Origin of the sequence: Archaeoglobus veneficus SNP6, from assembly GCF_000194625.1 — an archaeon.
GTDB classification, from domain to species: domain Archaea; phylum Halobacteriota; class Archaeoglobi; order Archaeoglobales; family Archaeoglobaceae; genus Archaeoglobus_C; species Archaeoglobus_C veneficus.
This window is the reverse complement of sequence record NC_015320.1, coordinates 789379-812029: the sequence shown is the minus strand read 5'-3', so window position 1 is coordinate 812029 and position 22651 is coordinate 789379. Positions and strand designations below refer to the sequence as shown.

Sequence of the window (22651 nt, the reverse complement as noted above, 5' to 3'; positions counted from 1 at the left end):
TTATCACCTCAGACTACTCTAACCGCTGGCCCCATCGTCGTTTTAACATATATGGATTTGATGTTCTGAATGGGGTTTTCATACTTACCCTCAACAACCTTAAGTATCTCGAGGGCATTATCGGCAATTTGTTCAGCATCCATGTCCTTCCTACCAATTGGAGCGTGAAACGTCGGTCTGTCCCTTGTCCTTATCTTTACAGACTTTCTGAGCCTTTCAATAAACGGTGTCGGATCAGAGAGCGGAGGAATTGGCTGGGGCATCTTACCCCTCGGACCAAGGATTGGACCGAGCTTCTTACCAATTTCAGGCATTAAAGGAGCTTCAGCAATGAAAAAGTCATACTCCTTCGCAATTTTTCTGGCCTTTCTTTTATCCTTCGCAAGATCGTCAATCTCCTCAGGAGATATAACGAATGCTCCAAGCTCCTTAGCTTTGAGAGCAGTATCGCCCCCCGCAAATACCGCAACCTTCCTCGGCTTACCCAGACCGTGAGGAAGGGTGACTACGGCATCTATTCTATTCTCGGGTCTTTTCATGTCGAGGTTCTTCAGGTTGACCGCCATTTCAACAGTCTCCACGAACTTCCTCGGCTTTGAGTCCTCTATAGCTTTTTTAATCGCTTCCACGAACTTTTCCTTTTCCACCAGCATTCTATCACCCCGTAGTACCAGCGGCTTACGCCTCCTACGGACTTGGAGGCGGTTATCAGATGGGTATTTTAAGTTAACGGTGATTCGATTTCTCCAGCGACGTACGAACGTCTCAATTCAGAAGGACGCTTTCGCTGGTCAATCTTTAAAGCTTTTTCCCGCAGTCTAAATCGTTATCGTCTCTGCCGTAAAAGTCCCAGCGTGTTTGATACTGTACTAACCCACACCCAAAATATTATAAAAACGAATTACGGACATAAAACATGCTCCCAGGACTAATATACGTACTGGGTATATTACTCATGGTTCTAAGTGTGATTGGCTACGCTTTTCGACCTCCTCCCGGATTTGTGGCGAGTGAGGGATTGCTCAAATCGACGTGTCTGTACTACACCGTTTTTGCGTTCTTCCTTTTTGTACAGACTGCACTGGAATGTACATATTTAGTCCATGAGGAGTTATTTTTGCACATGAGTATATTCAAGCTTGTATTTCTTACAGCGCTCATCCTTGCTTTGCTCCATGCTGTAAACTATCTGAAAAGAGTCTGGGAATTCGAAGTTGGCAGAATTAAGGACGCGCTTATGTACGGCAGCATTGTTTATCTGCTTGGAAAGGATGAACTCCTTCGATCGATACACCTATCGTATTTGATCGACGCTGAAATAATAGCTCTCGTACTCTCGCTCTTTGTGGCGATTCTGTCTATAATTACCCTGCACAGACTCAAAAAGCTCGGATTCTTCTTCATATTTGAGAACCTCCAGCTCGTTCAGGTGGTGTTCCTGCTCGCATTTTTTACCGGACTGAGTCTGATTAACAGTACACTGGGTGTGAATACACTTTCCTACATGCTGGCGATAACTCTGAACGCGTACGCACTTTACACGATATTCAGATTAGCCAAACCGGTGTTTTGATTTGGCTACCACAGCAAAATATAAAAAAGTCTCACACTACTAAACGATCCCGATCTCCTCGTCAGTCAGGTAGCAGTCGGGGTCGTCGCCCCAAAGGTCACCAGCCCTCAAAGCTCTAAGCCTGAAACCTCCACAAACTTCCTTAAACCTGCACTTACCGCATCTACCTCTCAGGTAAGCGGTCTTATTCCTGAGCTTTACCAGAAGCTCGTCCCTCGGGTTAAGCCATAACTCGCTGAACCGCTCTTCTCTGATGTTTCCGACTGTGTGGTCCCACCAGAACTGGTTAGGGTGGATATCGCCATGTACATCAACGCAGGCAATGCGCTTTCCGCTGTTATCTCCTCCGCGATACTTCAGGAATTCGAGGGCCTCTTCAGCGAGCTTTTCATCCGTTTCCTTTAGCTTGAGGTAAACGTAAACGCCGTCCGCCGGATTATCGACAGTCAGAATCTCCGTTTTGTATCCATCGTCGTGGAGCTGGATCGCCTTTTCGATAAGCCAGTCTATAAGATCCCTTCTCTCCTTCAGGCTAATATCGTCCTTGAAGCTCGCCCTTCCCGATGGAACGAGGTGGTACAGACAGAACCTCGGTATTTCGTTTTCCGCGAGCATGTCAATGACTGCAGGCACATCCTTGATGTTGTATTTCGTAACTGTAAAACGGATTCCGGTCATTATGCCTGCATCCCTTGCGTTTATCAATCCCTCAAAGGCCTTTTCAAACGCACCATCAACGCCTCTGAATCTATCGTTCGTCTCTTTGAGGCCGTCAATGCTCACTCCCACGTAGGAAAAGCCAGCTTCCTTCAGTTTTTCTGCAATCTCTGGAGTTATAAGCGTACCGTTCGTGGAGAGGGAGCAGGCAATACGTTTCGATGCATAAGCAGCAAGCTCGAAGATGTCGTGCCTGAGTAAAGGCTCCCCTCCGCTGAAAAGCAAGACAGGCGCCTTTATAGACGCGAGGTCGTCAATAAACGCTTTTGCCTCCTCCGTGCTCAGTTCGTCGCTTTTACTTCCAGCATTCGCATAGCAGTGCACGCACTTAAGGTTGCACTTCAGAGTTGAATTCCATACAACAACTGGAACCGGCTTCCTGCTCGCCTCTACGAGTTCCCTCGTTATCTTCTCGTCTCCTTTATACGTAAGGTGCTTCGAAACTGTCGCTTCCCCCGTCAGCATCTTTGTCAGGGCAATCATGGTTCTACCTCGTGATCTTATACCTCAGCAAGCTAACGGTTATAAAAACATGTCTGAAGTCTCTTGAGGGCTGCAAGCTTCTCGTAGTTCCCGAGTTCCGCCTGCTTTATTGCATCCCTCATGAACTCAATTACCTCGTCGTAGCTTTGCCTGTCAACAGGGAACGGCACGCCATCCTTGCCACCGACTGCAAAACAGTACTTAGCTGGATCCTGCGTGCTGTATTCTGCGTTGTAAATAATGTCCGCTATCAGGGCGAGAGCTCTAATTGCCCCCTTCCCAACCCCCCTGACAAGAAGAAGCCTCTCAAATCTTTCAGGCTGAAGGTTGTACGCCCTCTCTATGGCCTTCCAATCGATTCTCCTTGGCACAGATACACTCTCTCTGTATCTGACAATACTGAGAAGCTTTGAGTAGTCTCTCCTGAAAGTTCCATCTCTTACGACATCAAGAATCGTCTCCCTGTTTTCCCTGCTATCCCTTGCAACGAGATTCATGACAGCATTCTCTCTCCTGACGGCTATAATGCCGGAATGTGGTTCTTCAGCACTAACTGCTGAGAAGTCCGACGGCTTCCAGTGGTACCTCCTCGCGAGCCTGTTGTGTTCATTCATTCCCTGCTGTATTACAACGCAGTGCTTCCGCGAGAATATCAGGGCGTGGTGGTATATGTCGTATCCGTCTTGCAGGGCCACTCCATCAACCTTCGCTGTAAGCCTGCTAACTTCGATTAGTTCCTCGGCCTTGTTGCCTATTCCAAGCTCATCGGCAAATTTTACAATGTGTTCCGGAGTTTTCAGCCCTTCTTTACCCTTCCCGCCAGCAACTCTGATGTCAAAATCAGGAGTATTCAGCACCGATTTCAGTACACCAGTTAGAACTGTAGTTGTGCCCGAAGAGTTCCAGTCAAAGCCGAGGACATTGGAAAAAGACTGAAAGAATATCGGGTCACTCAACCTTTCAAAGAACTCCTCCTCGCCAAATTCATCTATAATGAGCGTTATTATTGGCTTTGCAAGCTTCTTCATCCTTCCAAGCAGCCATGGTGGAGCCTTGCCATAGTGGAGAGGTAAGTAGATTGAACCTGCCATCTTCTCAATTTCTGACTCCGCCAGATATATCCCTGTCGGGTGGTGTGAAAGTTAATGGATATGGTTGAACGGCGGATGAGAGAGAAGTAAAAAGGTAACCTTTATTTTTTACGCCGTCCTGCAATGAAGGATGAGATTTGGTGCCCTCGTTACTCTTGCGGTAATCCTTGCCGCAATCTTCGCATGCTGCACAACTACCAACGTGCTCGAGGAAGCGAAGAAAAAGTACAATGAAATTCAGGACATGAGCGGAGAGGCTGTCATAAAGTCTGGCGACGTTGAAAAGATCGTTTACTTCGCGTTCAAAAAACCTCGCAGCTTCATGCTCGCGGGCAAAGATGAGGTGCTTACTGTAAGCAATGGGAGCGTTGAGTGGGTTTACTACGGGAAAAATAACAGCTATGTGATTAAGAGTCCTGAAAGGCCTCCCTTCGACTACGGCGACATACTCAAAAACGGAACAGCGAGAAAGGAAGGCGAATATTATATTATCGAGAGCGACTCTGGCTCAGTCTGGCTCGATGAGAGTTTTCTTCCGGTAAAAATAGAGAGAAGTGGCGTCGTGATCGAATTCAGGCAGCTAAACGTGAATACAGGAATTAATGACAAAGATTTCACTTTCGTCCCCCCAATGGATGCCGAAAAGAAAGAACCTCGGCCTGAGAAGCTCCTGAGCCTCGACGAAGCACAGAAAGAAGTGAACTTCAGCATCGTGGTTCCGACATACACAGCAGGCCATGACTTTATTGGCGCTCTCGTTTTCAAATTCGACGATAGCGAAATTGTTAACCTCTACTACAGGCTTGGTACATCAACACTCATAATTGTGGAATCCACAAGTCCAGCCGTAATGCCCCTCAGCGGTGAGGAAAACGTCACGATTGGAAACACCACAGGACAGATTGCAGAATTTGGAGACAGTACAATGTTGCGGTTCAAAATAGAAGACATAGAAGTAACAATCTCTGGAAAACTCGACAGAAGCGAGATTATGAGAATCGCCTCGTCCATGCTCAATTAAATTTTTATTCCCGCCACTGAACACAATCTATGGACGGGTTAAAGACTCCGGAATCACTTAAAACGCTGATTCTTACCGAAGAGGATGTGAAGGCCATTCTGACGATGGCAGATACGATGAGGGCAGTAGAGCATGCGTTCGAAATGCACGGTAGAAACGAGATCCAGATGCCACCAAAGGTCTACCTGACCTTCGAGAAGGGTGATTTAAGGGCTATGCCTGCATTCCTCGGCGGTTACGCGGGTTTGAAGTGGGTCAACTCACATCCAGAAAATCCTGAAAAAGGATTGCCCACCGTAATGGCAGTCCTCATACTAAACGACCCCGAAACAGGTTTCCCTCTCGCAATAATGGACGCAACGCACATAACCAACATGAGAACGGGAGCTGCTGGCGGAATTGCGGCAAAGTATCTCGCGAGGAAGGACAGCAAGGTCTTCGGTTTTGTAGGCTGCGGAAGGCAGGCTTATACGCAGCTTGATGCCCTTCTGGAAGTGTTCAGCGTTGAAAAAGTTCTCGCATACGATATCTCTTCAAGCCACGCAGAGAAGTTTGTTTCTCACTGCACCGAACTTGGAATCGACGCAAAAGCTGTCGATATAAGAGAGGCATGCAACTGCGATGTTCTCACCACCACAACACCTTCCAGAAAGCCAGTGGTCAAGGATGAATGGATTAAAGAAGGTACGCACATAAACGCAATTGGTGCTGATGCGCCTGGAAAGCAGGAGCTCGAGAGCTCGCTGCTGAAAAGGGCAAAAGTCGTCGTGGATGACATGGAGCAGGCGACCCACGGTGGAGAAGTGAACGTTCCCATTTCGGAGGGAGTCATAAAGCCGGAAGACATTTACGCGACTCTCGGAGAGGTTATCGTTGGAGTGAAACCAGGAAGAGAGAGTGACGAGGAAATAACCATCTTCGATTCTACAGGTCTCGCCATCCAGGACATCTCCACCGCAAGCGTGGTTTACGAGAACGCCATAAAGAGAAACGTGGGCTTGGCAACACGACTCTTCGATTTTCTCCCAGGCAGGTGAAACCCTTGAGGCTTGCAGCCCTCGTTTCTGGCGGAAAGGATTCAATGCTCGCTCTGCACATCGCTGCTAAAGAGCACGAAATAGCATGTCTTGTAGGAGTTATACCTGAAAACCCTGAATCTTATATGTTCCATACACCAAACCTGCACCTACTCGACGCCATAGCCTCCTGCCTCAACCTACCCATCTTTAAGGTTCCAACACCGGGCAGGGAGGAAGAGGAGGTCGAAGATCTCGCAAAGGCCCTTCAGATTCTCAGAGTTGATGGGATAGTCATAGGAGGGATTGAGTCAGAATACCAGCGGAGCAGGTTTGCGAAGGTGTGCGAGAAAATAGGCATAGAAATGATTGCCCCCCTCTGGCACCAAGATCCGAGGAAGATTATGGAGAAAGTTGTGAAGGATTTTGAGGTTATATTTGTTAGAACTGCAGCAATGGGGATGGGAGAGGAGTGGTTGGGAAGGAAAATAGATGAACAGGTGCTGAAAGAACTCAAAGAGCTTAACAGGAAGTATGGAATTCATCTCGCAGGCGAGGGTGGAGAATTCGAGACCCTCGTGCTTGATGCACCGCTGTACAGGAAGAAGATCGTCATAAAATCCTACGATATTATCAGGGATGCTAACAGCAGCACAATGATTGTGAAGGACTACGCTCTCGAAGAGAAAAGCTAATCCCCTCACTCCAGACAAGATACCATAACCCTTAAATAGCCGTCGAAGAATAGCAACTTTCAAGCCAGGGTGGCAGAGGGGCTATGCGGCGGACTGCAGATCCGCTGACCCCGGTTCAAATCCGGGCCCTGGCTTCTGAAACTTGGTTTCAGAGCCCATCCCCTATAGGGGATGGGTAGCTCTTCCCACTTAGACATTTATCCAAACATCCAGAGGATTGATAATTTCCACACCAAGTTTTCTGAACTCCTCGTGCTTAAAATGGGCATCACATGTGTAGATGACTTCTAACTCATCGAGGATTGGGTAAATGCACAGAAAATCCCACAGATGTATTCCACTTTTAACGGACGAATCTACAGCTTTCCTTACGTGTTCCGGCAGGACTTCTCTCAAAATAACGTTTGGCGCCTCCATTAGGTTGATTACATATTCTAAAACGAATTTTACTGGCAATCTCAAGCCGCGAAAAGCAAGAACGTGGTAAATTTCAGCAAGCTGATGTGAACTCATCAGAATGTCTCTTTCCACGTTTTCAAGCAGAAACTTCTTTGCTTCTACATGCATTTTGTAAGCTTTCTCAAAACCATCTCCAAATTTTTCTTTCACTGGCTTTTTAAGGGCAAAACTCCAGAGTTCCGTATCTATAAAAATCCCCATCAAATATCACCATAATCATATTCTTTAAAATCCTCAGAGGTTGCTCCTTCGAAAGTTTTCTCGATGAATGCTTTTAACCTGTTTTCCTTCTTTTTTCCCAAAAGATACTTTATTGCGTCATCATAACTGGCTTTTTTGCCAGTTTTCGCCGTGAGTTCTCCCATTATTTTCGCGAGCTCTCTCGCAGTTTCCTTCTTTATTCTTATGGTTGTTGAAGGCATAAGTTTACTTAGTCTACAAAGTTTATTAGGTTTACGTTTCAGCCTAACGAAAATTGAATGTGTGGAATCATAGAATCAGTAGAAGGTCGGCAGCAAAACAGACACTACAAAATAAAAACATTAAAACAAAAATACTCTGCAATGCCATGCAGAGGTCCGTTCCTCCAGTATATACCTGGGACCAGCGAAGTCCCCGGCACGGGCTTTAGTGACCGCGGGCTGAACGGCTCGCCCGAAGGCTCGCCGCTTACACCCCGGTCCTATCAAACGGGTCTTTTACCCGCGCCCTTAAGGGCGGCTCTTTTCGGGGGCGGTTTCAGGCTTAGATGCTTTCAGCCTTTAACCGCGTGGCGCGTAGCTGCCCGGCAATGCCCTGCCGGACAACCGGTGGACCAGTGGCGCCGGAGGCTCGTTCCTCTCGTACTAGAGCCTCCTTCCCCTCAGCCGCCCAGACACCCCCGTTAGATAGCAACCGACCTGTCTCACGACGGTCTAAACCCAGCTCACGATCCCCTTTAATAGGCGAACAACCTCACCCTTGGCCGCTGCTGCACGGCCAGGATGGGGAGAGCCGACGTCGAGGTAGCAAGCCTCGGGGTCGATATGAACTCTCGCCCGAGACAACTCTGTTATCCCTGGGGTAGCTTTTCTGTCGTCACCCGGCCTCATCAAAAGGCACAGGGTGGTTCGCTAGGCCCGCCTTTCGGCTCGTGAACCCTTATTGTGCGGGTTCACGTCAGGCCGGCTTTTGCCCTTGCACTCTACGGCGGATTTCTGACCCGCCTGAGCCGACCTTTGGGCTCCCCCGATACCTTTTCGGGGGAGTGGCGCCCCACCCAAACTGCCCACCTACCGATGTCCCGCCGAAGCGGTTAGCGGTACAGCTGGAGGTGGGCGGTGTCTCATGGACGGCTCCACCCCGCCCGGAGACGGGGCTTCGAAGCCTCCCGCCTACGCTGCGCACCCCCAACCATACCGCAACGGCAGGCTGCAGTAAAGCTCCACAGGGTCTTCGCTTCCCAACGGGGGTCCCCAGACTCTTCACTGGGAAGTCGGGTTCGCCGGCTTCCGGCCGGGGACAGTGGGGGAGTCGTTAATCCGTTCATGCAAGCCGCCAATTAAGCGGCAAGGTATTACGCTACCTTAAGAGGGTCATAGTTACCCCCGCCGTTTACGGGCCCTTCGCCCGGTTGAACCCGGGTTTCAGGTACCCGCACTGGGCAGGACTCAGGGGCTGTACTAACCGTTGCCGGTTTGCAGCCCCCTGTGTTTTTAGTAAACAGTCGCTCCCCCCTAGGCACTGCGACCTGCGGTCCCCACCGGTTAGATGAAGACCGCAGGCACCCCTTCTACCGAAGATACGGGGCCAATTTGCCGAATTCCCTCGGCCGGAGTGTTCCGCCACGCCTTGGCTTGCTCAGCCAGGGCACCTGTGTCGGTTCTCGGTACGGTCCAACCCGTCCCCTTTTCACGGGCCCCAGGAGTCGGCCGACTTACGCCATCACGCCTTCACCCCCTTCTCTCCATGACGGACCTCCGGGGGCTTCGACGCTTGGACGGGCTGGCAGCTCCCGCTCGGCCTATCCCGAGGCGTCGGGTGCCTTGCGGCATGACGGGCGGTGCGGGAATATTAACCCGCTTCCCTTTTCCCCCGCGTCGAGTTACGAGCGGGGTTAGGACCGACTAACCCACGGCTGACGAACGTGGCCGTGGAACCCTTGCCCTTCCGGCGGTCGGGATTCTCACCCGACTACGCTGCTACTACCGCCAGGATTCTCGTTGCCGACGGCTCCACCCGAGCTTACGCCTCAGGCTTCTGCGCCATCGGCACGCCCCCCTACCGGATCACCTTTCGGTGCCCCGGGGTATCGGCGGCCGGCTTGAGCCCCGTCCATTTTCGGCGCCCCGAGTCTCGGCGGGTGAGCTGTTACGCACTCTTTAAAGGGTGGCTGCTTCTAAGCCTACCTCCCCGCTGTCTTCGACCCGGGACCTCCTTTATCGTTTACACTTAGCCGGCACTTAGGGGCCTTAACCCCGGTCTGGGTTGTCTCCCTCGCGGACTGGGAGCTTACCCCCCAGCCCTGACTCCGCCCATCTACGGCGGCGGTGGATTCGGAGTTTGACAGGAGGGCGAGGGTTTCACCCCCCGACACCTCCAATCAGTGCTCTACCCCACCGCCAACCTCCGGACGGGTCATACTGCGGTATGTTTCGGGGGGAACCAGCTATCCCCGGGCTCGATTGGACTTTCACCCCTAGACGCGGGTCAGAGGAGCGATTTGCACATCAACACCCCTTCGGGCCTCCACGAGGCTTTCGCCCCGCTTCACCCTGCCCGCGCCTAGATCGCCCGGCTTCGGGTCGTACGGTAGTGACTACGGGCGAGCACACCCCGCCCCTCGCCCTTGCGGGCTGCGGGCTGTCGGTTTCCCTGCGGCTTCGGGGTTGCACCCCTTAGCCTCGCCACTCCCGTACACTCCCTGGCTCGTTCTTCAAAACGCACGCAGCAACCCCGGCGTGCCGCCCCTCGTACTCGCACCTCGCGGTGCTTTCCTTCGGGGCGGTTGCCTTTCGGGCCACTGCTCACTATCCCCGGCCGATTTCAGGCTCTTTTCACCCCCCTTCTCGGGGTTCTTTTCAGCTTTCGGTCACCCTACTACTGCGCTATCGGACTCGGGACGTATTTAGTCTTGGGGGTTGATGACCCCCTGCTTCCCGCGAGAATTCCAACCCGCGGTACTCAGGATACCCCGCCTCGTAGCCTGCGGAGTTACGCCTACGGGGCTATCACCCTCTACGGCGCCGCGTTCCAGCGGACTTCGGCTTCCCCCGCGAGGCATTGGGCAGGGTCCTACTACACCACATCCACCTGGGGTTTCCCCCAGGTGTTCGGTTTGGACTCTGCCGCTTTCGGTCGCCCCTACTCACGGCATCGCGTTTGCTTTCTTTTCCTGCGGGTACTCAGATGTTTCCTTTCCCCGCGTTCCCGCTCCCCGAAGGGAGCGCCCCCGAAGGGGCAGGATTGCCCATTCGGGGATCCCCGGTTCTACGGCTCCCTGCGCCTCCCCGGGGCTTTTCGCAGCTTGGCACGCCCTTCGTCGGCGCCCGAGCCCAGCCATCCACCGGCCGGGATAATCGCCGGAATTCGCCGGTCCCAGTATGCATCTGGGGAACGGACCTCTGCACGGCATCACATGCCACGAGGGCATCAACCCTTCCCCGACGACTCCTCGTCGCCGGGTGCACCGGTTGATATGATAGACAGATTAAGTAAATGGACTCGTCGGGATTTGAACCCGAGGCCTCCGCCTCGCAAAGGCGGCGCTCTGCCAGCTGAGCTACGAGCCCATGGGCTTGCCGACATTTAGACTCCAGTGGGCGAAGGGCTGGATGCTCCGATAGGAGGTGATCCAGCCGCAGATTCCCCTACGGCTACCTTGTTACGACTTAGCCCCCCTCGCGGACCCTGGGTTCGAACCGCCCCTTAGGGGCGGCCCTCACCCATGGCCCACTCGGGTGGCTTGACGGGCGGTGTGTGCAAGGAGCAGGGACGTATTCACCGCGCCATTTTGAGGCGCGATTACTACGGATTCCAGGTTCACGAGGGCGAGTTGCAGCCCTCGATCCCAGGTTAGACCGGGTTTAGGAGATTACCCACCCCTTTCGGGGTCGGTACCCATTGTCCCGGCCATTGTAGCCCGCGTGTAGCCCGGGGGATTCGGGGCATACGGACCTGCCGTTGCCCGCACCTTCCTCCGGCTTAGCGCCGGCAGTCCCCCCAGTGTGCCCGGCATCCCCGAAGGGATCCGCTGGCAACTGAGGGCGCGGGTCTCGCTCGTTGCCTGACTTAACAGGATGCTTCACAGTACGAACTGACGGCGGCCATGCACCACCTCTCAGCTAGTCTGGTAAGGTCTTCAGCCCGACCTTCATCCCGCTGTCTCCCCCGGTAAGCTTCCCGGCGTTGAATCCAATTAAACCGCAGGCTCCACCCGTTGTAGTGCTCCCCCGCCAATTCCTTTAAGTTTCAGCCTTGCGGCCGTACTTCCCAGGCGGCGGGCTTAACGGCTTCCCTCCGGCACCACCGGAGCTCGTAGCTCCGGTGACACCTAGCCCGCATCGTTTACAGCCTGGACTACCCGGGTATCTAATCCGGTTCGCTCCCCAGGCCTTCGTCCCTCACCGTCGGACCCGTTCCAGCCGAGCGCCTTCGCCACAGGTGGTCCTCCCGGGATTACAGGATTTCACCCCTACCCCGGGAATACCCTCGGCCTCTCCCGGTCCCTAGTCTGGCAGTATCCCCCGGCAGTCTGACGGTTAAGCCGCCAGATTTCCCGGGGGACTTACCAGACCGGCTACGGACGCTTTAGGCCCAATAAGAGTGGCCGCCACTCGGGCCGCCGGTATTACCGCGGCGGCTGCCACCGGCCTTGCCCGGCCCTTGCTATGGGGTGCTGTTTAGGCACCCCGACAGTCCGCGCGATGCGCGGACACTCCGGCTAACCCCGTCGCGGTTTCCCGCATTGCGGAGGTTTCGCGCCTGCTGCGCCCCGTAGGGCCTGGACCCTTGTCTCAGGGTCCATCTCCGGGCTCCTGCTCTCACAGCCCGTACGGATCTTCGGCTTGGCGGGCCGTTACCCCGCCAACTACCTAATCCGCCGCAGACCCATCCTCGGGCTCCTTGCGGACTTTCGGAGATGGGACATTCCAGTACCCATCTCCTATGGGGGTTTAGCCCCAGTTTCCCGGGGTTATCCCCCTCCCGAGGGCAGGTTGTCCACGTGTTACTGAGCCGTCCGCCGGTGCTTGCACCCCGAAGGGTACAAGCCCCTTGACTAGCATGGCTTAGTCCCAGCCGGATAGCAGCGGCCTCTGGCAGGATCAACCAGAATTGGCGGGGGGATGGTGAATACGTCCCTCGCCCACTGGATTTGCCCTGTCGGCAAGCCCATCTCAGACGTGTCTTGCGACACGTCTTCACGGTTATGCCGCGGGTGGGAACCTTACCCCTCATCTCGGGCTTGCGCCCTCTCGGGGTCCTTGCCGGACCCGCGGCTTGCGTTTCAGTGTAACTTGTTATTGTGTCTTTGTGATTTATAAGCCTTTTGGCTTGTCAGGGGGTATTTAAACCCCCTTCACATCTTATCTCGCCGTGCTGTGTATTTTGCACGTTTTAGCTGGATATTTAAGCTTTGTGCTGCAGCCCACCCCCAGTGCTGCAGCGAATCAGACCCATACAGCATGAGTTAATAAAGATTTTGGGTGACAGCATATCCCAATCAAACTCCTCCAAATTCGCTCAGATAAAGTACCACCACTCCAGCAACCATCGTCGCTATTACGTTCCTCGTTTTCAGTGCGATAAGAAATGCTACGAGCCCGGCAAGAGTCTTTCCACTCAAAGCAAGGTGAGTATCGACGATAAGCAAGTCGGGAAATACGAGGGCCGCAAATATCGCCACCGGCAAGTATTTCAGGAAGTTGAGAGATTCAAAACGTCCAGAGGCGAGCATGGGTAGCAATCTCGGGATATATGTTACAGCAGTCATCCCAACTATCAGGAGAACTATCTCGTCCATTTCTCAAGCACACCCCCTAAAACGCATGCAAGAATTGCTGCAAGCATCACGTTCCAGCCCACTGGTAGAAAGCTAAGCAGCGTTGAAACAACACCAGCGAACGCTGCCACAAACACATCCACGCGCGTCCTCACGCTCAGGACGAGGAGTGTTATGAAGAGAGCCGTCAGGGCGAAGGGCAGTACATCCACAACTGCAGACGGAATCATATTTCCAAAGAGCAAACCAACAGCAGTACCGCTAACCCATGAAGCATAGCACAGGAAGTTCAAGCTGAGATGGTAATTTGCATCCGGTAACTCTCTCAGCCTTCTCGACGCTATTGCAAAAGTTTCGTCAGTAATTCCGAAAGATACAATGGCCTTCTTAAGAGTGCTGGCTTTTATTTTACCGTAAAGAGTGGCTATGTAGCTACTCATCAGAATGTGCCTGAGATTTACAAGGAACGTCGTAAGAACGATGAGTGGCATGGCACTTTTATGAATCAGCATTTGCAGAGCGATAAACTGACTCGCTCCAGCGAAGACGAGGGCAGACATCAAAACTGCATACCACCCCATGTAGTTCTGGGCGAGAACGCCGAAGGCTACTGATATCGAAAAGTATCCGACGATGATTGGAAACGCATCTTTGAGGCTTGTACTGGCCCACGTAGAGCTGGTTTTGGTTTCCGGATTCATTGGGTGGCATGGCATTGCTGGAATTATAAAGTTTCAGCTGACACTTCTCTCTTTATGCCTATAAACAGTAAACCTTTTCTTTTTCCCATCCAAGAAGGGGCATGGACTTCATAATCATCAGCGTGGGTAACGAGCTTCTCTGCGGGGACACTCAGAACACAAATGCAACATATATGGCAAAAAGACTAACACATAGCGGTCACAGAGTAAAACGGATCATAGTTGTGCCAGATGACGTTGAGGAAATAGCCATGGAGATTAGCAGAGCGAGAGACATGGCAGACTTTGTTCTCGTAACCGGCGGTCTGGGCGTGACGCACGATGACGTTACTGCTGAGGGTGTTGCAAAAGCCCTTGGAAGGAAACTCGTGTTAAACAAGGATGCAGTCGAAAGCATGAAGGGGAGAGTGGGAAACGAGGGGGCCATCAGAAAGATGGCAACGCTACCAGAGGGAAGCGAGGTTATTAAAAACGATGTTGGAGCAGCCCCAGGCTTCATAGTTGAGAACGTTGCCGTAATGCCCGGAGTGCCGAGAGAAATGGAAAACATATTTGAAAAACTCATATCTCGCTTCGGTGTTAGTGATTACCACGAAGAGCAAGTCAAAGTCGAAGGCTTCGAAGACAGGATAGCTGACAAGCTACAAATCGTTGTTTCGGAGTATCCCGACGTTAGCGTAGGTTCTTACCCCAAACCAGGATATATCGTCGTGAAGTTTTCTGGAAAGGATAGGAAGAGAGTTATTTCCGCAAAGCAAAGGTTTATGGAGCTTGCAGGACTCGTTTAGTTATGAACTCAATCATGAGGCCTCACGTCTTCATCAATGTTGCAGCAAGTGCTGATGGCAGGATAAGTGACGAAAGCAGGAGGCAGATAAGAATATCCTGCGAGGAGGACATGCAGAGAGTTGATAGACTGAGAGCTGAGAGCGACGCCATTGTGGTTGGAATTGGGACTGTTCTATCTGACGACCCTCGCCTTACCGTAAAGAGCCAGGCTTTGAGGGAGGAGAGAGTTAAAAACGGCAGAACTCCGAACCCCCTGCGTGTTGTCGTAGACAGCAGGGCAAGGACACCTCTAAACGCGAGAGTTCTCGATGGAGAGGCAGAAACACTTGTGGCAGTTTCGGATCTTGCAGACGAAGAAAGGGTTGCGGCACTAAGAGAAAAAGCGAGCGTGTTTGTTGCTGGCCAGGAGAAAGTCGATTTGAGGGCACTCATGGAGTACCTATACAGCATAGGCGTCAGGAGAGTTATGGTAGAGGGGGGTGCGAGGCTCAACCACAGTTTAATCGCTGAAGGACTCGTTGATGAGATTATGGTCTATTACGGAGGTATGATTATCGGTAACGGTCCATGCATTGCCGACGGCCCGTCATTTAAACCACCCGTTCCCCTCGAGCTCGTGAGGGTAAGCAGGCTTGGTAGCGGAGTTCTCGCAGTGTGGAAAGTGCTTGCTGATAAATCGTAACCCATTCTTATTAATTAAAAATCACTATTCGATTTGTGGTGAAAAATAATTATCCATTCCAATTGGATAAAAAAGAAAAGGTTAATAACTATCGAGTTTAGCAGCGAAACATGAGCCCGATATACGTTGTGGGACACAAGAACCCCGACACGGATTCGATCTGTTCTGCCATAGCCTACGCGTACCTCAGGAACAAGATGGTTGAGGCCGGAAAAATAAAGGGCGTGACTGAAGAGGCTGTTCCAGCGAGGCAAGGAGATTTGAACCCCGAAACGGAGTTCGTCTTACAAAAGTTTGGCTTTGATGCCCCCGAACTCGTGACAGATGGTGAGGGTAAGAAGGTCATCCTTGTTGACCACAGCGAAAAAGCTCAGAGCTTGGACAACATCGAGAAGGCCGAGATCATAGCGATTATCGACCACCATAAGATTGGAGACATAACAACGCCTAACCCGATAACGTTCATAAACATGCCGACAGGCTGTACTGCATCGATTATAAAGAAGCTGTTCGAGTACTGCGAGATTGAGATCCCACAGAACATTGCGGGGATCATGCTTGCAGCCATTCTGAGTGACACAGTAGCTTTCAAGTCCGTAACAACTACGGAGAAGGACAAGCAGGCTGCAGAAGATTTGGCAAAGATAGCCGGCATCGACGACATGATGGCCTTCGCAATGGAGATGTTCAAGGCGAAGTCGGACGTTTCCGGAAAGTCGCCAAGAGACCTGCTCTTCAGAGACTATAAGGACTTCGACATGTCCGGCAACAAGGTTGGTGTTGGACAGATCGAAGTCGTCAGCCTTGATCTGCTCGCTGACGTGAAGGATGCTCTCTATGAAGAGATGAAGAAAGTCAAGGAGGAGGGTGGCTACCACAGCATCTTCCTGATGCTGACAGACATCATGAAGGAGGGAACAGAACTCCTCGTTGTGACAGACGATCCGAGCATAGTCGAGAAGGCTTTCGGCAAGAAGCTCGAGGGCAGGTCAGTGTGGCTTGATGGAGTAATGTCGAGGAAGAAGCAGGTTGTTCCACCGCTTGAGAAGGCGTTTGCCTGATTTTTTATTCTTTTCTTTTCCAAGTTGTTTTCTGTTCTCCTCCACACTGAAACTGCCACAATAGACTACGCTTAAATATCTCCACGGTCCATGCATCCCCATGACGTTTAAGATACTGCGAGGAGTCCTCAAAATGGCCCTCGAAGCTGCGAAAGACATGCACCCTCACGAGTTCGTGGCGCTGCTTGGCGGAAAGGGCGAGTTAATAAACGAACTTGTCTTTCTCCCCTTCCAGTCGGGTAGCGTCAGCGCAATTATACACATGGACATGCTACCCATCGGCATGCGTGTGCTCGGTACTATCCACAGCCACCCCTCACCCAACGCGACACCTTCGCAGGAAGACCTCCAGATGTTCGCGAGGTTTGGAAAAGTACACATAATTGTCGCCTATCCCTATGGCGAAGACGACTGGAAGTGCTACGACAGGAGCGGACAGCCCACAGAAATTGAAGTTGTTGAAGGAAGCTCAGAAGAAAGGTTTTAATGCCGAAGTTTCTCGCATGGGTTTATGGTGAGGGTCATCGCTACCGGAACCTTTGACATCATCCATCCCGGGCACATCAGGTTCCTCAAGGAAGCAAAAAAGCTCGGGGATGAACTGATAGTCATAGTTGCAAGAGAGAAGAACGTCAGGCACAAACCAAAGCCAATAATTCCAGAGGAACAGCGCAGAAGGGTAGTGGAAGGTATAAAGTACGTAGATAAAGCCATTTTGGGCGATGAGGAAGACATGTTCAAACCAATTATGGAGCTCAAACCGGATATCATCGCCCTTGGCTACGACCAGCACTTCAACGAAAAGTGGCTTGAGGAAGAGCTCAGAAAGAGAGGGCTTAATACGAAAGTTGTCAGAATTGCAGCCAAGGAAGAGTGTGAGTTCTGCAGCTCAACGAAAATAATAAAGAGGGTCGCGGAGATCGCGAAGAAGAGGGTTGAGGAGTACGAGGCGAGGCTTGCTGCAATGGCTGAAAAATCTGAGGTTAAGAAGGAGGTTGTGTGATGAAGTTTGACGGGCTCTTGATGATTCCCGGGCCGGTGCACCTGCACGAGAGAATAATCAGGGCAATGAGCCGGCAGATGATGGGTCACAGGGGGAAGGAGTTCAGTGAAATAATGCGCTACTGTGTGGATGGACTGAAAGAGCTTTTTGGAACGAAACATGACGTCTATATAATTTCCGGCTCTGGAACAGCTGGCCTTGAGGCTGCAATTGCCTCATTCTCAAACGTTCGACGCATCACGTGCGTTGACAACGGAAAGTTTGGAGACCGCCTTGGAAGGATTGCCTCACGCTACACGGAAGCAGATGTGGTTAGATTCGAATGGGGTAAGTCGATAGACCTCGATGCTGTTGAGAAAAGCCTTGCTGAGGGAAGCGAGGCTCTGGCATTCGTCCACAACGAAACTTCAACTGCAATGCTGAATCCCGCGGAAGAGCTTGCAAAGCTGGCTAAGAAATACAACGCGCTCGTAATTATGGATGGCATAACAAGCGTAGGCGGTGACGAGGTAAAGATGGACAAGTGGGGTATCGACGTGGCAATTGTTGGCTCGCAGAAGTGTCTCGGTGCTCCACCCGGCCTTGCTGCAGTTGCAGTAAACGACAGGGCATGGGATTACTACAACGAGAAGTGCCCGTTCTACTTGGACCTTGCAGCGTATAGGAAGAAGCTGCCGGACATGCAAACGCCGTACACGCCGGCAGTCCCGCTTTTCTTTGCCCTCGAGGAAGCTCTCAGGATAATCGAGGAAGAGGGGCTTGAGAACAGAATAAGAAGACACAGGCTGATGAGTAGAGCCGTCAGAGAGTGGGCTATCGAAGCAGGCCTGCAGCTATTCGCCGAACCGGAGGAGCCCAGCGACTACTCCAACACAGTCACGGCAATAAGGATGCCCGAAGGCGTTACAGATAAAGACCTCCGCGGAACGCTCCAGAAGGAGTACGGCATAACTGTTTCCGGCGGGCAGGAACACCTCAAGGGCAAAATCTTCAGAATCGGTACAATGGGCAACGTGTGCAAGAGGCACGTGATAGCGACGCTCGCAGCCGTTCAGGACATTCTGATGAGGTACGATGCCTGCAAGCCAGCGTTACATGCGGCGATAGAGGTTCTGAAGGAGTTGTAGTTCGGGTCATGAAGGTCGGAATCGTCGATACAACATTCGCGAGAGTAAATATGGGCAAAATAGCCATAGACGAGCTCAGGAGAATTTGCTCGCTGCCATACGAGCGCTACACAGTTCCGGGTATCAAAGACCTGCCAGTAGCGGCAAAGAAGCTTATTGAAGAAAGGGGCTGCGACATCGTGATTGCCATGGGTATGCCGGGCGGTAAGCCCATAGACAAGCAGTGTGCCCACGAAGCCTCTCTCGGCCTGATAATGGCCCAGCTAATGACCAACACTCACATCATTGAGGTCTTCGTTCACGAGGACGAGGCAAAGGACGAGAAGGAACTGCTGATGGTCACCGAGAACAGAGTTAGAGAACACGTGAGAAACGCTGTCGATTTGCTGCTGAACCAGAAAAAGCTGCAGAAGCTCGCCGGAACGGGGCAGAGGCAGGGATTCGAGGACGTCGGGCCGATCTTAAGGTAATTCAACTATTTTTGTTTAGACAAACCTTACCTAAAGTGCGGTACGAAGTGCCTTGTCGAATAATCCCCAACTAAACTTCCCCATCCACTCCAACAACTCCCCTTCAGCAGAGAACAGCCCTCAGCGAATTGTATATCCACACCTTCGCTGCAATCTCCTTAACCATGTAATCCTGCTTCCTTGCTGAAACGAACTCACCAAAACACCTCTTAAAGACAGAATAAGCAGTCTCAACTGCCCACCTCAACCCGTATTTCTTCTCTTCCTTCCACCCGTCAAAATCTTTCTGCTTCCTTGCCTCCTCACTTCTTGGATGCTTTAAGATGTCTATAGCTCCTTTCCTTACTGGAATGGCAGGATCTATATCCCTTGATTGAAGAAATTCGAAGTTTTCGTAGCTGTCATACGCTTTATCGGCAAGAACTCTCCTTACCTTTGCTCTTTCTTCAGATTTTTCTACGAGATCCTTGAAGACCTTGTTATCGTGAACCTGCTCGTCTGTAACTTCGTAAGCTACAACCTGCTTAGTTTCAACGTCAACAGCGAAATGGATCTTTATCCATCCCCTTCTCCTCCTGTATTTCTCTCTCATCCACTCTCCCCTGTTATGAACTTTAATTCCCGAAGAATCAACCGCTATAACTATTTCTTCAGAGTTAACGGCTGGAGGAGTGAAATCCAACCTTGGAGCTCTCTTGTGGATAGTTGAATGATCTGGAGCTGGTATATCGAGAATTCTTGATAAGCTTCTGCAGAATCCTTCCAGAGTTCTGTAGTCGAGATGGCAGTAGTAGCGGATTGATGCTAAAAACTGCATGAAAGAATTAGGATACTCGTAAGGATGACCTCTCTTTCTTTCGTTCATTGAATCGAGCTCTCTCTTCCAGTTCTCTATAAACTCCGTACTGAATAAAATTTCACCTCTCTTTACAAGCTTTTCATTGTATTCTTTCCAGTTTATTTTTGGCATGGGTTGGTTAAAGGTTTTATTGGAATTTAATTTTTATTGTGTATTATTCTATGCTTGTTTGTTCGACAAAGCAGTACGAAGCCGTACTTCTCGTAGATTTTCTGAGCTTTTTTAGAGTTGATGAACTCGAGAAACTTCTCGGCATTTGAGGGATTTGGAGAATTTCTGAGCTTTGCTATGTAGTAGTTCACCTTATCCCTCTGGTCTATGTCCTCTCCCGGCTCAACGGCATCAACCTTCAACCCCTGCATTCTGGCGTACACGACTTCAGTGGCCCATACAGGCCCAACGTCAACCTCTCCTTTTACGATCCTCTCTGGCGTTTCTCTGTGATGAACGAGCGTAAGAATTGTCGTCCCTTTTGCCCTCTTCTCATCCATAATCTTCCTGACGAGTTCCTCACCACCAGCCTCACGGTACATCTCGATTATGTACTTCGCAATGTCCTCATTCTCCGGGTTTGGCTGCGATATTCTTACGTCATCCCTCGCAAGGTCGAGCACGGATTTGATGCCAGCAGGGTTTCCTTCTGGAACCATCAGAACTATTCGGTTGTGGAGATAGACGAAATAGTCTTCAACGAGACCTTTCTCCCTCAAAATCTTCATCGCGTCCTCGCTCACGGACGAGTAAACATCCGGCGTGCCTGTGATAATCTTATCTCTGAAAACAGCTCCGCCTGCAAGAATTTGCTTAAGCATCATACCCGGCGGGAGAGTTTCGTAAAAAATGCGCTCGACTCCGTACTCGTCCTGAAAAGCCCTTATCAACTCATCCATCACCATGAACTGGTTTCCAGCCATGAAGAGTATCAGGTCGGCGTTGTCAGCATATTCAATGTTGTGGAGATCGTCTATTCTTTCGGGTGGTATCTCCGGCATCTTGGTTGTTTCTTCCATGGCAGTTACTTTACCGGCTGCGGCATAAAATTTACTGTTTACTGTACAGCATTGAGGAAAGCTGCAGCGGGCTGAAACAAAAGATAAAGAAGTAGCCTATACCATTCTACTTGAAGTACCTGTCTGCTCTTTCAAGAGCCCTTGCAACGAGTAGTGCAGTGTTTTTGAGATCCCGGATGTCTATAACTTCGACGGGTGTGTGGATGTATCTTGCGGGAATGCTTACAACTCCTGTGGGAATGCCCGCCTTGGTGAGGTGTATCGCAGTTGCATCTGTCGTGCCTCCTTCGGCAACCTCGAGCTGGTATGGGATTTCGCTCTTCTGTGCACTTTCTGTGAGCCAGTCGAGTACCTTTTTAGATGCTATGAGACCCCTTCCTGCCGCGTCAGCCACAGTTATTGCCGGCCCCTTACCAAGTTTTATGTCCATGTGCGCTGATTCAGCACCAGGAAAGTCTGTAGCAACGCATACGTCGAGGGCTATTGCAGCACTCGGCTCTATGGCGAAAGCAGACGTTCTCGCACCTTTTAGTCCCACCTCTTCCTGAACAGTTCCAACTGCGTAAATCGTAGCGTCGCTCTTCGTTTCCTTAAGGGCTGCTATCATCGCCGCTATACCCGCTCTATCATCGAAAGCCTTTCCCGTTACCTTCTGACCAAGCCTTACGAGCTCCCTATCAACTGTTATCGGAGTGCCAATGTTTATTCCCATTTCCAAGACTTCGTCTTTGTTCGACGCCCCCACATCAACGAACATGTCTTTAATCTTGATGACTTTCTTCCTCTCATCCTCCTGCATGATGTGTGGAGGCTTGCAACCAAAAACACCGTAAACCTTGCCTTTGCTCCCATGCAAAATCACGCGCTGGTTGAGAACTGTCTGAGCGAACCAACCACCGATTGGCGTTACGCGAATGAATCCTCTGTCGTCGATGTACTTCACCATAAAACCTATCTCGTCCATGTGGGCTGCAAGCATTAGCTTTTGCTCACTTCCGTTCTTTATCGCAATAAGGTTTCCAAGGTTGTCAATTTTTATCTCGTCAACAAAATCCTCAAGTTCAGCCTTTATTACTTCCCTTATCTCGTCCTCGTACCCGCTTATGCCATGAGCATTGCTCAGCTTCTCCAGGAGTCCAAAAAGTTCGTCCTCCATTCTAACCCTCCTTTCAGAACTTATCGAGTGTGTCAGGTATTGGGAAATGATTGATTATATGATTATAACCCTCAAATGTCTTTACTCAAGCACCGCGTGCCTCTGCTCCAAATCTCTCTCAGTCAGACTCTTCAGACTCATGAGTTCTGCAACAAGGCCGTCGAGGAAAATTAAGGCCGTGAGCTCAAACATCGTTCCAAGGGGTGCTATGCTCGAAAGGTTTTCATCTTTCTGAGTTTTGTCTTTGGCTCTCAGCAAAACCACAACATCGCTCATCCTTGCGAGAGTTGAATCTTTATTCTGGGTTATTGCCACAAGCTTGGAGCCTATCAGCTCCTTGGCCTTCCTGCTTATGTTAACAACTGAAGTTGTTTCTCCAGAGCCAGATATAGATATGAGCACGTCATCTCTGCCTATCCTCGGTGTCACCGTCTCTCCAACCACGTAAACGTTGTAGCCAAGGTGCATCAGGCGCATGGCAAAAGCCTTGGCAACGAAACCGCTCCTGCCAGCACCCATGACGAAAATTTTGTTTGCCCCCTCTATTGCCTTTATGAGTTCTTCAACCTGGGAGGGGTCTAATTCCCTTTTTAGGGAGTTAATTTGTTCTCCAAGCGTGTCAAGAAACCTGATAAGCATCTCACCCATCAGTCTGCCCCGTGCTTCAGCCATTCTTCAGCACCCCTCCCCCCTCTTTTCCCTTGAATTTAAGCTTTTCTTAATTTAGTACAGTCCCCCGGATGAAAAAGCTTTCGAGT

The 22651-nt window shown here is 51.0% G+C and carries 22 protein-coding genes, 2 tRNA genes and 2 rRNA genes; 12 read left to right on the top strand and 14 right to left on the bottom strand.

Annotation, left to right across the window (positions count from 1 at the left end):
* Positions 1 to 8: 8 nt before the first annotated feature.
* Entirely contained in the window at positions 9 to 653 is a 645-nt protein-coding gene (locus ARCVE_RS04665) for a 50S ribosomal protein L1 (protein WP_013683617.1), read from the bottom strand.
* A gap of 263 nt (positions 654 to 916) precedes the next feature.
* Here ARCVE_RS04665 and ARCVE_RS04660 point away from each other — a divergent pair, with 263 nt between their 5' ends.
* Positions 917 to 1573, top strand: a complete 657-nt coding sequence (locus tag ARCVE_RS04660; protein WP_013683616.1) for a hypothetical protein — start codon at positions 917 to 919, stop codon at positions 1571 to 1573.
* Positions 1574 to 1612: 39 nt separating this feature from the next.
* Here ARCVE_RS04660 and ARCVE_RS04655 read toward each other — a convergent pair whose 3' ends face one another.
* Together ARCVE_RS04655 and ARCVE_RS04650 are read right to left on the bottom strand one after the other, a co-directional pair.
* A complete protein-coding gene (locus ARCVE_RS04655) occupies positions 1613 to 2773 on the bottom strand; it encodes a radical SAM protein (protein ID WP_013683615.1) in 1161 nt (386 codons plus the stop codon).
* A 32-nt stretch (positions 2774 to 2805) separates the two neighbouring features.
* Positions 2806 to 3864, bottom strand: a complete 1059-nt coding sequence (locus ARCVE_RS04650; RefSeq protein ID WP_013683614.1) for a DUF763 domain-containing protein — start codon at positions 3862 to 3864, stop codon at positions 2806 to 2808.
* A gap of 130 nt (positions 3865 to 3994) precedes the next feature.
* Between ARCVE_RS04650 and ARCVE_RS04645 the strand changes: the two genes are divergently transcribed.
* The 4 genes from ARCVE_RS04645 (at position 3995) to ARCVE_RS04630 (ending at position 6730) form a co-directional block, all read left to right on the top strand.
* Positions 3995 to 4885 carry a LolA family protein gene (locus tag ARCVE_RS04645; protein WP_013683613.1) on the top strand — a complete coding sequence of 297 codons (891 nt, stop codon included), beginning with the start codon at positions 3995 to 3997 and terminating at the stop codon, positions 4883 to 4885.
* 29 nt (positions 4886 to 4914) lie between these two features.
* Complete coding sequence (gene ala / locus ARCVE_RS04640) at positions 4915 to 5922, top strand: alanine dehydrogenase (protein WP_013683612.1); 1008 nt, start codon at positions 4915 to 4917, stop codon at positions 5920 to 5922.
* A 5-nt stretch (positions 5923 to 5927) separates the two neighbouring features.
* Positions 5928 to 6596: a diphthine--ammonia ligase gene (locus ARCVE_RS04635; protein WP_013683611.1), complete on the top strand. Its 669-nt coding sequence runs from the start codon at positions 5928 to 5930 to the stop codon at positions 6594 to 6596.
* A 63-nt stretch (positions 6597 to 6659) separates the two neighbouring features.
* A tRNA-Cys gene (locus tag ARCVE_RS04630) sits at positions 6660 to 6730 on the top strand.
* 55 nt (positions 6731 to 6785) lie between these two features.
* On the opposite strand, the gene ARCVE_RS04625 is transcribed toward ARCVE_RS04630, so the two are convergent.
* The 7 genes from ARCVE_RS04625 to ARCVE_RS04595 all read right to left on the bottom strand — a co-directional run bounded on the left by ARCVE_RS04625 (position 6786) and on the right by ARCVE_RS04595 (position 13736).
* The gene (locus tag ARCVE_RS04625) at positions 6786 to 7256 is read right to left on the bottom strand and encodes a hypothetical protein (protein ID WP_013683610.1); all 471 of its coding nucleotides are present in this window, start codon (positions 7254 to 7256) and stop codon (positions 6786 to 6788) included.
* Positions 7256 to 7477 carry a hypothetical protein gene (locus tag ARCVE_RS04620; RefSeq protein WP_013683609.1) on the bottom strand — a complete coding sequence of 74 codons (222 nt, stop codon included), beginning with the start codon at positions 7475 to 7477 and terminating at the stop codon, positions 7256 to 7258. The genes ARCVE_RS04625 and ARCVE_RS04620 overlap by 1 nt, the downstream gene beginning before the upstream one ends.
* Before the next feature lie 188 nt (positions 7478 to 7665).
* Positions 7666 to 10624 (bottom strand): 23S ribosomal RNA (locus ARCVE_RS04615).
* A 128-nt stretch (positions 10625 to 10752) separates the two neighbouring features.
* Positions 10753 to 10825, bottom strand: a tRNA-Ala gene (locus ARCVE_RS04610).
* A 52-nt stretch (positions 10826 to 10877) separates the two neighbouring features.
* Positions 10878 to 12369, bottom strand: a 16S ribosomal RNA gene (locus ARCVE_RS04605).
* The 16S and 23S rRNA genes sit together here with 1 tRNA gene alongside, the layout of an rRNA operon.
* 387 nt (positions 12370 to 12756) lie before the next feature.
* Positions 12757 to 13056 (bottom strand): AzlD domain-containing protein, encoded by a 300-nt coding sequence (locus tag ARCVE_RS04600; protein ID WP_013683608.1) that lies wholly within the window; start codon positions 13054 to 13056, stop codon positions 12757 to 12759.
* Complete coding sequence (locus ARCVE_RS04595) at positions 13044 to 13736, bottom strand: AzlC family ABC transporter permease (protein ID WP_013683607.1); 693 nt, start codon at positions 13734 to 13736, stop codon at positions 13044 to 13046. The genes ARCVE_RS04600 and ARCVE_RS04595 overlap by 13 nt, the downstream gene beginning before the upstream one ends.
* Before the next feature lie 101 nt (positions 13737 to 13837).
* Between ARCVE_RS04595 and ARCVE_RS04590 the strand changes: the two genes are divergently transcribed.
* From ARCVE_RS04590 to ribC, 7 genes are all read left to right on the top strand, one after another.
* Positions 13838 to 14524 carry a competence/damage-inducible protein A gene (locus tag ARCVE_RS04590; protein WP_013683606.1) on the top strand — a complete coding sequence of 229 codons (687 nt, stop codon included), beginning with the start codon at positions 13838 to 13840 and terminating at the stop codon, positions 14522 to 14524.
* A 2-nt stretch (positions 14525 to 14526) separates the two neighbouring features.
* Positions 14527 to 15207 (top strand): 2,5-diamino-6-(ribosylamino)-4(3H)-pyrimidinone 5'-phosphate reductase, encoded by a 681-nt coding sequence (locus tag ARCVE_RS04585; RefSeq protein WP_013683605.1) that lies wholly within the window; start codon positions 14527 to 14529, stop codon positions 15205 to 15207.
* Between the two features lie 110 nt (positions 15208 to 15317).
* Positions 15318 to 16268, top strand: a complete 951-nt coding sequence (locus ARCVE_RS04580; protein WP_013683604.1) for a manganese-dependent inorganic pyrophosphatase — start codon at positions 15318 to 15320, stop codon at positions 16266 to 16268.
* A 100-nt stretch (positions 16269 to 16368) separates the two neighbouring features.
* A complete protein-coding gene (locus ARCVE_RS04575; RefSeq protein ID WP_013683603.1) occupies positions 16369 to 16755 on the top strand; it encodes a Mov34/MPN/PAD-1 family protein in 387 nt (128 codons plus the stop codon).
* Between the two features lie 24 nt (positions 16756 to 16779).
* Complete coding sequence (locus tag ARCVE_RS04570; protein WP_013683602.1) at positions 16780 to 17271, top strand: adenylyltransferase/cytidyltransferase family protein; 492 nt, start codon at positions 16780 to 16782, stop codon at positions 17269 to 17271.
* Positions 17271 to 18398 carry a pyridoxal-phosphate-dependent aminotransferase family protein gene (locus ARCVE_RS04565; RefSeq protein ID WP_013683601.1) on the top strand — a complete coding sequence of 376 codons (1128 nt, stop codon included), beginning with the start codon at positions 17271 to 17273 and terminating at the stop codon, positions 18396 to 18398. Before ARCVE_RS04570 ends, ARCVE_RS04565 begins: the two co-directional genes overlap by 1 nt.
* A gap of 8 nt (positions 18399 to 18406) precedes the next feature.
* A complete protein-coding gene (ribC, locus tag ARCVE_RS04560) occupies positions 18407 to 18868 on the top strand; it encodes a riboflavin synthase (protein WP_013683600.1) in 462 nt (153 codons plus the stop codon).
* Positions 18869 to 18971: 103 nt separating this feature from the next.
* Here the strand turns inward: ribC and ARCVE_RS04555 are convergent, their stop codons facing one another.
* The 4 genes from ARCVE_RS04555 to hxlB form a co-directional block, all read right to left on the bottom strand.
* Positions 18972 to 19838: an IS5-like element ISArve1 family transposase gene (locus ARCVE_RS04555; protein ID WP_013683003.1), complete on the bottom strand. Its 867-nt coding sequence runs from the start codon at positions 19836 to 19838 to the stop codon at positions 18972 to 18974.
* 26 nt (positions 19839 to 19864) lie between these two features.
* Positions 19865 to 20737, bottom strand: a complete 873-nt coding sequence (locus ARCVE_RS04550) for a molybdate ABC transporter substrate-binding protein (RefSeq protein ID WP_013683599.1) — start codon at positions 20735 to 20737, stop codon at positions 19865 to 19867.
* Between the two features lie 106 nt (positions 20738 to 20843).
* Positions 20844 to 21893 carry a M42 family metallopeptidase gene (locus ARCVE_RS04545; protein ID WP_013683598.1) on the bottom strand — a complete coding sequence of 350 codons (1050 nt, stop codon included), beginning with the start codon at positions 21891 to 21893 and terminating at the stop codon, positions 20844 to 20846.
* Positions 21894 to 21974: 81 nt separating this feature from the next.
* Entirely contained in the window at positions 21975 to 22565 is a 591-nt protein-coding gene (hxlB, locus tag ARCVE_RS04540) for a 6-phospho-3-hexuloisomerase (RefSeq protein ID WP_013683597.1), read from the bottom strand.
* Positions 22566 to 22651: the final 86 nt, after the last annotated feature.

Coding starts and splice junctions, on each gene's coding strand:
- ARCVE_RS04665 (WP_013683617.1), bottom strand. CDS start 653: ATGCTGGTGGAAAAGGAAAAGTTCGTGGAAGCGATTAAAAAAGCTATA.
- ARCVE_RS04660 (WP_013683616.1), top strand. CDS start 917: ATGCTCCCAGGACTAATATACGTACTGGGTATATTACTCATGGTTCTA.
- ARCVE_RS04655 (WP_013683615.1), bottom strand. CDS start 2,773: ATGATTGCCCTGACAAAGATGCTGACGGGGGAAGCGACAGTTTCGAAG.
- ARCVE_RS04650 (WP_013683614.1), bottom strand. CDS start 3,864: ATGGCAGGTTCAATCTACTTACCTCTCCACTATGGCAAGGCTCCACCA.
- ARCVE_RS04645 (WP_013683613.1), top strand. CDS start 3,995: ATGAGATTTGGTGCCCTCGTTACTCTTGCGGTAATCCTTGCCGCAATC.
- ala (WP_013683612.1), top strand. CDS start 4,915: ATGGACGGGTTAAAGACTCCGGAATCACTTAAAACGCTGATTCTTACC.
- ARCVE_RS04625 (WP_013683610.1), bottom strand. CDS start 7,256: ATGGGGATTTTTATAGATACGGAACTCTGGAGTTTTGCCCTTAAAAAG.
- ARCVE_RS04620 (WP_013683609.1), bottom strand. CDS start 7,477: ATGCCTTCAACAACCATAAGAATAAAGAAGGAAACTGCGAGAGAGCTC.
- ARCVE_RS04600 (WP_013683608.1), bottom strand. CDS start 13,056: ATGGACGAGATAGTTCTCCTGATAGTTGGGATGACTGCTGTAACATAT.
- ARCVE_RS04595 (WP_013683607.1), bottom strand. CDS start 13,736: ATGAATCCGGAAACCAAAACCAGCTCTACGTGGGCCAGTACAAGCCTC.
- ARCVE_RS04590 (WP_013683606.1), top strand. CDS start 13,838: ATGGACTTCATAATCATCAGCGTGGGTAACGAGCTTCTCTGCGGGGAC.
- ARCVE_RS04585 (WP_013683605.1), top strand. CDS start 14,527: ATGAACTCAATCATGAGGCCTCACGTCTTCATCAATGTTGCAGCAAGT.
- ARCVE_RS04580 (WP_013683604.1), top strand. CDS start 15,318: ATGAGCCCGATATACGTTGTGGGACACAAGAACCCCGACACGGATTCG.
- ARCVE_RS04575 (WP_013683603.1), top strand. CDS start 16,369: ATGACGTTTAAGATACTGCGAGGAGTCCTCAAAATGGCCCTCGAAGCT.
- ARCVE_RS04570 (WP_013683602.1), top strand. CDS start 16,780: ATGGTGAGGGTCATCGCTACCGGAACCTTTGACATCATCCATCCCGGG.
- ARCVE_RS04565 (WP_013683601.1), top strand. CDS start 17,271: ATGAAGTTTGACGGGCTCTTGATGATTCCCGGGCCGGTGCACCTGCAC.
- ribC (WP_013683600.1), top strand. CDS start 18,407: ATGAAGGTCGGAATCGTCGATACAACATTCGCGAGAGTAAATATGGGC.
- ARCVE_RS04555 (WP_013683003.1), bottom strand. CDS start 19,838: ATGCCAAAAATAAACTGGAAAGAATACAATGAAAAGCTTGTAAAGAGA.
- ARCVE_RS04550 (WP_013683599.1), bottom strand. CDS start 20,737: ATGGAAGAAACAACCAAGATGCCGGAGATACCACCCGAAAGAATAGAC.
- ARCVE_RS04545 (WP_013683598.1), bottom strand. CDS start 21,893: ATGGAGGACGAACTTTTTGGACTCCTGGAGAAGCTGAGCAATGCTCAT.
- hxlB (WP_013683597.1), bottom strand. CDS start 22,565: ATGGCTGAAGCACGGGGCAGACTGATGGGTGAGATGCTTATCAGGTTT.